The organism is Methanosaeta sp. UBA458, assembly GCF_002496085.1.
Lineage (GTDB): Archaea > Halobacteriota > Methanosarcinia > Methanotrichales > Methanotrichaceae > Methanothrix > Methanothrix soehngenii.
This window is the reverse complement of the sequence record NZ_DAIK01000084.1, coordinates 20,605-28,891: the sequence shown is the minus strand read 5'-3', so window position 1 is coordinate 28,891 and position 8,287 is coordinate 20,605. Positions and strand designations below refer to the sequence as shown.

At 55.3% G+C, this 8,287-nt stretch carries 10 protein-coding genes; 2 read left to right on the top strand and 8 right to left on the bottom strand.

Features of this window, described 5'->3' with window-relative positions:
- Positions 1-68: 68 nt before the first annotated feature.
- Genes BP822_RS05940 through BP822_RS05930 form a run of 3 tightly spaced genes read right to left on the bottom strand, consistent with a single transcriptional unit; the run spans position 69 to position 1,764 of the window.
- Positions 69-806 carry an ABC transporter permease gene (locus BP822_RS05940; RefSeq protein ID WP_273271818.1) on the bottom strand — a complete coding sequence of 246 codons (738 nt, stop codon included), beginning with the start codon at positions 804-806 and terminating at the stop codon, positions 69-71.
- Positions 803-1,540 carry an ABC transporter ATP-binding protein gene (locus BP822_RS05935; RefSeq protein WP_273313347.1) on the bottom strand — a complete coding sequence of 246 codons (738 nt, stop codon included), beginning with the start codon at positions 1,538-1,540 and terminating at the stop codon, positions 803-805. The genes BP822_RS05940 and BP822_RS05935 overlap by 4 nt, the downstream gene beginning before the upstream one ends.
- Entirely contained in the window at positions 1,537-1,764 is a 228-nt protein-coding gene (locus tag BP822_RS05930) for an AbrB/MazE/SpoVT family DNA-binding domain-containing protein (RefSeq protein ID WP_273271816.1), read from the bottom strand. Before BP822_RS05930 ends, BP822_RS05935 begins: the two co-directional genes overlap by 4 nt.
- Before the next feature lie 313 nt (positions 1,765-2,077).
- Between BP822_RS05930 and BP822_RS05925 the strand changes: the two genes are divergently transcribed.
- Positions 2,078-2,251, top strand: a complete 174-nt coding sequence (locus BP822_RS05925; RefSeq protein ID WP_276838272.1) for a hypothetical protein — start codon at positions 2,078-2,080, stop codon at positions 2,249-2,251.
- A 100-nt stretch (positions 2,252-2,351) separates the two neighbouring features.
- On the opposite strand, the gene BP822_RS05920 is transcribed toward BP822_RS05925, so the two are convergent.
- Both BP822_RS05920 and BP822_RS05915 read right to left on the bottom strand, forming a co-directional pair.
- Positions 2,352-3,020, bottom strand: a complete 669-nt coding sequence (locus tag BP822_RS05920) for a site-2 protease family protein (protein WP_286857822.1) — start codon at positions 3,018-3,020, stop codon at positions 2,352-2,354.
- 53 nt (positions 3,021-3,073) lie between these two features.
- Positions 3,074-3,328: a hypothetical protein gene (locus BP822_RS05915; RefSeq protein WP_013719327.1), complete on the bottom strand. Its 255-nt coding sequence runs from the start codon at positions 3,326-3,328 to the stop codon at positions 3,074-3,076.
- 77 nt (positions 3,329-3,405) lie between these two features.
- Between BP822_RS05915 and BP822_RS05910 the strand changes: the two genes are divergently transcribed.
- Positions 3,406-4,500: a glycosyltransferase gene (locus tag BP822_RS05910; protein WP_286857819.1), complete on the top strand. Its 1,095-nt coding sequence runs from the start codon at positions 3,406-3,408 to the stop codon at positions 4,498-4,500.
- 34 nt (positions 4,501-4,534) lie between these two features.
- On the opposite strand, the gene BP822_RS05905 is transcribed toward BP822_RS05910, so the two are convergent.
- The 3 genes from BP822_RS05905 to BP822_RS05895 form a co-directional block, all read right to left on the bottom strand.
- Entirely contained in the window at positions 4,535-5,146 is a 612-nt protein-coding gene (locus BP822_RS05905; protein ID WP_286857818.1) for a hypothetical protein, read from the bottom strand.
- 105 nt (positions 5,147-5,251) lie between these two features.
- Positions 5,252-6,616 carry a histone deacetylase family protein gene (locus BP822_RS05900; protein WP_273271811.1) on the bottom strand — a complete coding sequence of 455 codons (1,365 nt, stop codon included), beginning with the start codon at positions 6,614-6,616 and terminating at the stop codon, positions 5,252-5,254.
- Positions 6,617-8,287 carry a hydantoinase/oxoprolinase family protein gene (locus BP822_RS05895; RefSeq protein ID WP_286877946.1) on the bottom strand — a complete coding sequence of 557 codons (1,671 nt, stop codon included), beginning with the start codon at positions 8,285-8,287 and terminating at the stop codon, positions 6,617-6,619. It lies immediately after the preceding gene.

Genomic DNA, 8,287 nt, shown 5'->3' with positions numbered 1-8,287 from the left:
AGGCCCCAGAGATTGGCCCTGTATTCGGCCAGATATCCAAAATGCTGGGCAGTGAACTTATGTGCCAGTCACATGTCGTCGTTGTCCATCTTTTTCCGGAATATAAAGATCGCGGTGGTCATGATCACGACTGCATACCCGATCACCCACCATAATTGCGGGAAGATTGCAGCATAGTCGCCAACTATGGCAGCACGTGCTGTATTTACAGCATAGACAAACGGGAGCACATAGGCAACCGATTCGAACCAGCCCCCTACAAGGCCGGGGGCGAACCATATCCCGCTCAGCCATGCACAGGCGTTCGTGAGCCCTGCCCCGACCATGACGCCCACCTGCCTGTCGGTTAAGACCGTCCCTGCCATCAGCCCGATGCCGATGAAGAGGACGACTGCCGGGATGAGGACTGCAATCGCGACCAGCACGTTGACATTCATTGCCAGCCCGAGGAAGATGGAGACGGCAAAACAGATGGCGCACTGCATGACTGCAATCGGCAGCATCGGGGAAGTGTAGCCGAGAATGAAATCAGATGCGGAAAGCGGCGATGTGAACAGCCGCATCAAGAACGACGTGCTTCTATCCTTTGCAATCAGCATCCCGCAGAAGAGGGAGATGGACGCAAGGCCGAATACAGCCATTCCCGGGGCAAGTTCTTCGATCCTAAACAGGCTTACCGGTATGTTTGCCTGTATGGCGGTGAGCATGAGGAGCAGGACAATCGGAAAGCCGAAGCCGAATGCAAGGTTTAGTGGATCCCTGACGATCTCCTTGCAGTTGCGCGAGGCGAAGACAAGGAACCTCATGCCCCCGCTCCCTGCCTCGTTGCGAGCGCCACGAAGGCGTCCTCGAACGTCCGGGCTCCTCCTGCGAGGGATACGAGCTCGGATACTGTCCCTACCGCTTTCAGCTCGCCCTTTGCCATTATCCCCAGCCTGTCCGAGAGCCCCTCCGCCTCCTCCATGTAGTGTGTCGTGAGGATGATGGTGACCTCACCTTTCAGTTTCCTGATCGTGTCCCAAAGTTCACGCCGTGCAAGTACGTCGAGCCCGAGTGTCGGCTCGTCCAGAAACAGGATCTCCGGTTCCGAGATCAGCCCCATTGCGATACTGAGCCGTCGCTGCATCCCGCCCGACAGTGTCTTTGCCTTACTGCCGGCAACTTCATCGAGACCGAATACCGACAGCATCCTGGCTGCTTTCGTCCCTGCGGTCTTCCTGTCGCTGCCATATATCCCGGCTATCAGCTCGAGGTTCTCCATAACAGTCAGGTTCGGGGCGACTGCAGTCTCCTGCGGCGAGACATTGACCTTCTTCTTTACTGCAGAGCGACCGGTTACGATACTGTCACCCAGCAGGATGGCATCCCCGGCAGTGGGCACAGTGAGGCACGAGAGCATCTTGATGGTTGTGGTCTTGCCGGCGCCGTTCATTCCGAGCAGCGCGAACAGTTCGCCCTTTCGTATAGTAAGGTTAAGATTATTGACCGCGGTCCTTTCCCCGTACCTTTTTGTCAGGCCGGCTATCCGGATTTCGGTCAATTGTCTTCCTCCCTGCATTCCTTTGCATTGAAAATTTCCTTCGCGAACTGCATGAACAGTTCGCTCTTTACAATCGCGATTCCCTGCTCCTCATCTCCGAGCATCAACAGGCGGTCACCCGGCTTGATATCGAAGATCTTCCGGGCTTCGCTTGGGATGACGATCTGACCTTTCTCCCCAACCGTTACTAAGCCAAAGATGTGTTTTCCTTTCAGCCCTGCCATGTCATTTCTCCCACAAGTAGGAAATGTATAACTTGAATGGATAAATAGTTTTCTTAGAGAAGTAATACACGTGATCTTAAAATTTAAAGTTTTTATACTTGGATTGATTTTGCTTGCACGGGAGTAGAATGAGAATAATATTATTTGAAAGATTACAAAACATGGTCCAAAAGGCCTTAGATGGATCTTAAATCAGGTGGCTCATGGAGCATCAAAGACAAATAAATCGCGACTCAAAAAGGTATATCTCCGATTGTTGCGCAGGAAAGGTAAGCCGAAGGCCATTACTGCCCTCTCCAGGAAAATTCTCAGCATGATACACCATCTTCTTGTCAATCGCGAGATGTGGGAAGAAGAAGGATTCAAGAAGAAGAGATTGGACTTCGATTTCGATAGAAAATCCTCTACCTCACAGCTTACCTGGCTGGATCTGGTGGCCAATAATGTGGTTCGCATTGGAGAAGGTAAACCGAGGAGTGGTGGCTGATATCCCCCGGATTTTAGGCGTGTTTTCATGGAAAGAGACACAGAGACACAGAGAATTTGCGATTCGAGTTCACCCATGCAAAATAGCGAGGAGCCGATTTTTATATAATTCCAAGATAGATCGGCAGAGCGATCAGTATCACAGGCAGGCCGATCAAAGCCCAGACCCGCCGGTCGCCGTCGAAGATCTTCTTTCCATCCAGGGGTCCGAAGGGCAGCATATTGAAGGCCGCCAGGATCAGGTTGATGAAGAGGGCAAATGTAATCGCCTGCGCCCAGACTTCGCCATCTGCCAGACCGCTCATCCCCAGAATGAAGAAGAAAGCCGCCAGCACGATGTTGGTCATCGGCCCGGCCAGAGATATTAAGAGCATCTCTCTTTTCAGCTGGCTGGCCAGCTCCTCCCGATGAAACGGATCAGAGACGGTAGAGCCATACATGCTGTCTTGAATATATGTCTGGACAGGGGGCCGGGACCGGCTGATCATCACCGCTCCCGGAGCGGCAATGAGAAGGCCGGCGAAGGCTGAAGCCACCGCCAGACCAAGGCCCCAGAGATTGGCCCTGTATTCGGCCAGATATCCAAAATGCTGGGCAGTGAACTTATGAGCCAGTTCATGGAGGAGAAATCCGCTGGCAACACCCAGAGTGGAGACGATGATCATATTCATATCAAGCATCGCCCCTCCAAAAAGCACCGAGAAGGCTATTACCAGGGCGATCAATGATACGACCAGGTCCCTCAATTCAGTAACGCTTATTCCCAACATATGCTCTTGACCTGTTACCCTTGCCGCTTTTGCTTTGCATCTCTGTTGGCCGTCTAATGGAGATCTTCTTTGATCTTCTCATGGATCTTCTCTTTCAGGCGCAGTTCGTCCTCTGCAGTCACCGGGCGCTTTGCGGACATGCCGCACCTCTTGGGCATAGCAATCAGCTCCGCCTCCAAGAGGTCGTAGTAGGCCTCATCCAGATCGATCTCGCCCCTGGCATATCTATTCAGGATGGCGCTGATCCCTTCATAGCCAGGGCTTCCCTTCTTCATCTTGTCGACGGCTTGAACTATCTGCTCGTACACGGGCTATTGGTGGAACAGGTTGATATTTAGCTCTTATCAAGAAAACGATTTATACCTAGAGCTTGATCTCCCGCCTCATGGGAAAAGTATTCGTGAGCCCTCTGAACTGGGGTTTGGGCCACTCCACCAGGGACATTCCCATCATTGAGGAGCTAATACGAAGGGGCCACGAGGTCACCATTGGCACCAGCGGCAATGCCCTGACCCTTCTGAAGAGGGAATTCCCGGAATGCGATTTCATAACATTCAAGGACTATCCTGCCCCCTACAGCTCCACCCGGTTCTTCCTGCCCAAGTTCGCTGCCAGCATTCCCATCCTCCTCCGCGCTCTGGCCAGGGAGAGAAAGAAGCTGGACGAGATCCTCTCTGTGAATAAGTTTGATCTGATAATAAGCGACAACCGCATGGGGGTCTACAGCCACGACATTCCCAGCTACTTCATCTCCCATCAGCTCCGCTTCAGCCTGCCCCAGTACCTCTACCCCTTTGAGATGCTCACCATTCCCGTGAACAGCTTCGTTCATGTCAAGTTCGACGGAGTCATTGTGCCGGATATTTATCCCTGGGCGGGCCAGCCGAACCTGAGCGGCAAGCTCAGCCGATCACGCCTGGATGCCACCAACAAAAGAGCCTATTTCGCCGGAATCTTCACCAGCACCAGGAAGATGAATCTGGATGAAGACCTGGATTATCTGATCATCGTCTCAGGACCCGAGCCCCAGAGGACGAAGCTGGAGGAGATCATCATGAAGCAGGTGCAAAAGCTCCCCGGGGAGAAGGTGGTGCTCCTGGGAAGCCCTCAGAAGGAGAGGCACGAGAAGCTGGATGAGCATACCACAGTTCACTCTTACCTATCAACGGAGGATAAAGTGGAGCTGATGAACCGGGCCCGCTTTCTGATCACCAGGTCCGGCTATACCACCATGATGGAGATGGTGGAGCTGGACAAAAAGCATGGGCTGTTCATCCCCACCCCCGGCCAGACGGAGCAGGAGTATCTCTCCCGCTACTATGCCCAGCAAGGCTGGTTCCTCTCCCGCAGCCAGTACAAGCTCCGCCTTCCCCAGGACGTGCAGGAGGCGATGAACTACCAGGGCTTCCCGGAGATGACTAAGACTGCAGAAAACGTCAAGAGGCTCTATGAGGAGCTCTTCGTGCAGCATCTGAGCTGAGATGTGATTTGACTATTTTACAGCAGACTGAGTACTACCAGTAATTGCGAAGCATCTCACGCACCCGACGCCAACTCTCCATTATCTCCGGGCCGAAGAGCTCTTTCGGCAAAAGATCGATCATCTGCCCAAGGTACCTGGCCTTCCTCTCCATCAGCCGCTCGGCGGAGGAGGAATCAATATCCTCCATCATATCCGCTGCCAGTAGGCGAGAGGAGCGAATGCAATGCTCAAGCCTCAGTCGGGCATCATCCGGATGGCAGTTCAGGCCTCCTGTATCCTGATAAATCACCCTTCCCAACTCACTGAAGGCCTCGATGAACAGGCTGAAAGACGACTGATCTGAATCGCAGCGCCCGTGAGTGGCAGCATAGCCGCAACCCCGGCAGCTTCGGCTCTGGCCATACTGGACGCAAAAAGGGCAGGTCCCGGGCCGGGTGGGCAAGTGGCCGAGCATTATAAGAGAGAAAGCGCGGGCGAACTTATGCTCCTTTTCGGGCGGGACCTTTTCCAGGCGGCGGGATAAGAGTTCCAGCCAGTAGATCAGCTCCTGGCAGCCGGTGACGATCCCCTTCCTGGCCGTATCAAGGGAGGCTGCGTCGATCGATGCCGCCGCCTCCTCCAGTTCCTTTGCTCTATCGCTCATACAGCTCGCAGACTCCAGGAGAAACAACCGGAAAATAGAGAATAAAAGAAAGGATAAAAAGGCAAGTATAGGCCAGTATGGCCCAACTTTCAATATGCCTGGCCCTCAGTACCCCTTCTGGGTATGGGTCATATTGTTGCAGAACTTGAACTTGTCCCGGTCCTTGTCCTGCAGATAGACATACCCAATCCTCCGGTCCTCCAGATGCTCCTCATACTCCTCTTTTGCATCCTCCCGGCAGGACGAGCAGGCGCCACGAGGGATGGAGACGCAGAAGGCATTGTTCAAAGTGCCATATCCCCTCTGGGCAGAGCTGGTGATGGTCATGTATCCCGGGCAGTCCGGACAGAGCCTGACCGACTCCTCTTGGCTCTCATTGATCATGTCCGTATCGTAAAAGACCCTCTTCTTCCGGCGGTAGAAGTCGCCCAGACTCTCCAGGGCCATCTGGACCATCTCCTCCCTCTTCGCCCAGGCCTCATTCACCTGGTCCACCGTCTTTTTGATCTCCCGCCACATGGCATCGGTCTGCACAAAGGCTCCCGGAACATAATCCGGCTCGCGTACATGGGAGTAGTCAAGGCCGGCCATGGCCTGGATGATGCCGGTGTTCACATAGGGAAGCGCGGTTTCCACTGCATAGCCTCCCTCCAGGACGCAGATATCTGGAGCAAGCTTCTCATTGAGCCGGGCATAGCCATTGGCAGAGAAGCGCATATTGGCTAGAGGATCGGTGTAGTGGTTGTCCTGGCCGGCGGAGTTCAGGACCAGATCGGGTTTGAACTCCTCCAGTATGGGCAGGATGAGGTTGTCCAAGACATAATGGATCCCCTCGTCAGTGGTGCCCGGAGGCAGGGGAACGTTCAGGGTGCGCGCCAGTGCCTGCGGCCCGCCGATCTCATTGACGAAACCGGATCCAGGATAGAGGGTATGCCCGTCCTGGTGGAAGGATATGCACAGGACTTCGGGATCATGCCAGAAGATCTCCTGGGTGCCGTCGCCGTGATGCACATCCGTATCGATCACCGCGAGCCTCTTATGGCCGTATTTGGTCCTCAGGTACTCCACCAGTATGGCCATGTTATTGATATTGCAAAATCCCCGGTTGCCGTGCACCACCCGCATGCTGTGGTGGCCTGGCGGGCGCACCAGGGCAAAGCCATTTCTGATCTCCCCTTTCTCCAGGGCATCGGCCAGGGTGAGGGTGCTTCCGGCGGCAATGAGATGGGCCTCGGTCACCTGGCTCTCCACATCTGGAACGCAGAAATGGGTGCGAGCGATGTCCTTGTTCTCTGCCAATCGGGGCTTGTACTCCTCGATCTGAGGGAGGTCCATCAGCCCCTCCTCAAAGATCTGGTCCCGGGTATAAAGCAGCCTCTCCTCTCTCTCTGGATGGGTGGGCGAGATGGCCCAGTCGAAGGCGGGGAAGAATATCAGGCCGGTCTTTCCCGCTCCTGCATTAGAAGCCATTTACGTGCACCTCCATGAGGATAGCAGGCCAGCAGGAATCTCCATTCGGACGTCCAGGAGCTTTCCTACCGTCGACCATCCCCGAATCATATTGAAGACCTCGCTTGAAGTGACCAGAGCTTCAGCGGCATACTCCTCAATCCCCAGGCGGCCTGCTCTCTCCACGAGAAGCCTCCGGGCCAGCTGCTCAGCCTGAGCCAGAGACATCTGCTTCTCATTCACTTTGCCCATGATCCCATCCTCTGCAGTCACATACTCACCCCTCTCGGTATCGATATGAAGGTTAAGGGTGATGGTAGGCCGGGCAACGGCAGCACCAATGGCATTGGCAACCGCAGCATGCTCAGGCACAATCGAGGCCACCTTCAGCCGGGAGGCGATGAGGGGCACCAGAGCGGGGGCAGCTCCCCCCACCCCAACCACATTCTGCGCCTCGAGCTTCTCCTTTTTCATGATCTCCCAGATGCGATAAGCAGGCTCTTGCTCCCACTCCCGAAACATCTCATTGACCTGTGAGGCGATCTTCTCCACCACAGAATCTAACACCATCTCTGCTGCCTTTTCTGCAGTGCAGTTCATCCTGCTTGCCACCCCTGCCATCGCCTCTTTTGCTCGCTCCAGGTCGCCGACGCTCGACCGACCCAAGACGCGCAGAGCATCGGTGGGAGTGGGGCCCGTACCCCCCAAACAGAAGGGCGAGCCGTTTCTCTGCGGGCCCACTGTCAGGCAGTCCTCGGCGACGTCCACTGCACTGTCCCCGCCAATGGCCACGGACCTTACGGCAAAAGCGCGCACATGAGTCAGCATAGAATCCACTCGCGCCCCTTTAGAGGAGAGCAGCGGACTGCCGGAGAGGATGAGAGCCAGGTCTGTCGTCGTGCCGCCGATGTCCACCACTACGGAGGTCTGGCCGGGAGGAGTCAGGGCCATGACCCCCATGATGCTGGCCGCAGGCCCGGAGAAGATGGTCTCCACTGGCATCTGGAGCGATCCCTCCAAAGGCAGGGTTCCGCCGTCTGCCTTCAGGATATAAACGGGAGCGGTGATCCGCCTCTCCTCCAGAGCCCTGGATATGGCAAGAGCGAACCTCGCATAGCTCTCTTTGGTGGCCAGGGTGAGCTTTGTGGTGGCCGCCCTCCGGGGGAAGTTGAGGTGACCAGATACCCGATGGCCCAGCTCGATCTTGGATCCGGGCAGGATTTGGGACATGATCTGGGATACCTTCTCCTCGTGAGCCGGATTTCTCTGGCTGAACTTTCCCACCACTGCCACCCTCGAGACTCCACTCTCCTTTATCCTGGCGGCTGCCTCTTTTATCTGGGATTCGTTCAACCAGTCGATCTCCTTGCCCCGGAAGTCTATGGCCCCATCAAGAATGATGGACGGGCCCAGGTTGTAGTCCTGAGGATTGGTCCCCGGACCCGGGATCAAGACCAAGGCTACAGGATCCGTCTTCTTCTCGGCAATCATATTTGTGATCAGAGTGGTGCTTAAAACCACCCTCTCGATCTTGCTGACGTCCACTCCTCTGACCAGCTCATCCAGAGCCCCCAGCAAGCATCCCAGCAGATCATTATGATCCGTAGGCACATAGGCCGTCTTCTCCACCCGGCTGCCATCCACCAAAACAGCATCAGTGGTGGTTCCGCCGACATCTATTCCAATAAGCAT

Bases quoted from the DNA above. Each gene is read 5' to 3' on its own strand.
- BP822_RS05920 (WP_286857822.1), bottom strand. From the start codon at position 3,020: ATGTTGGGAATAAGCGTTACTGAATTGAGGGACCTGGTCGTATCATTG.
- BP822_RS05940 (WP_273271818.1), bottom strand. From the start codon at position 806: ATGAGGTTCCTTGTCTTCGCCTCGCGCAACTGCAAGGAGATCGTCAGG.
- BP822_RS05910 (WP_286857819.1), top strand. From the start codon at position 3,406: ATGGGAAAAGTATTCGTGAGCCCTCTGAACTGGGGTTTGGGCCACTCC.
- BP822_RS05905 (WP_286857818.1), bottom strand. From the start codon at position 5,146: ATGAGCGATAGAGCAAAGGAACTGGAGGAGGCGGCGGCATCGATCGAC.
- BP822_RS05900 (WP_273271811.1), bottom strand. From the start codon at position 6,616: ATGGCTTCTAATGCAGGAGCGGGAAAGACCGGCCTGATATTCTTCCCC.
- BP822_RS05930 (WP_273271816.1), bottom strand. From the start codon at position 1,764: ATGGCAGGGCTGAAAGGAAAACACATCTTTGGCTTAGTAACGGTTGGG.
- BP822_RS05925 (WP_276838272.1), top strand. From the start codon at position 2,078: ATGATACACCATCTTCTTGTCAATCGCGAGATGTGGGAAGAAGAAGGA.
- BP822_RS05895 (WP_286877946.1), bottom strand. From the start codon at position 8,287: ATGCTTATTGGAATAGATGTCGGCGGAACCACCACTGATGCTGTTTTG.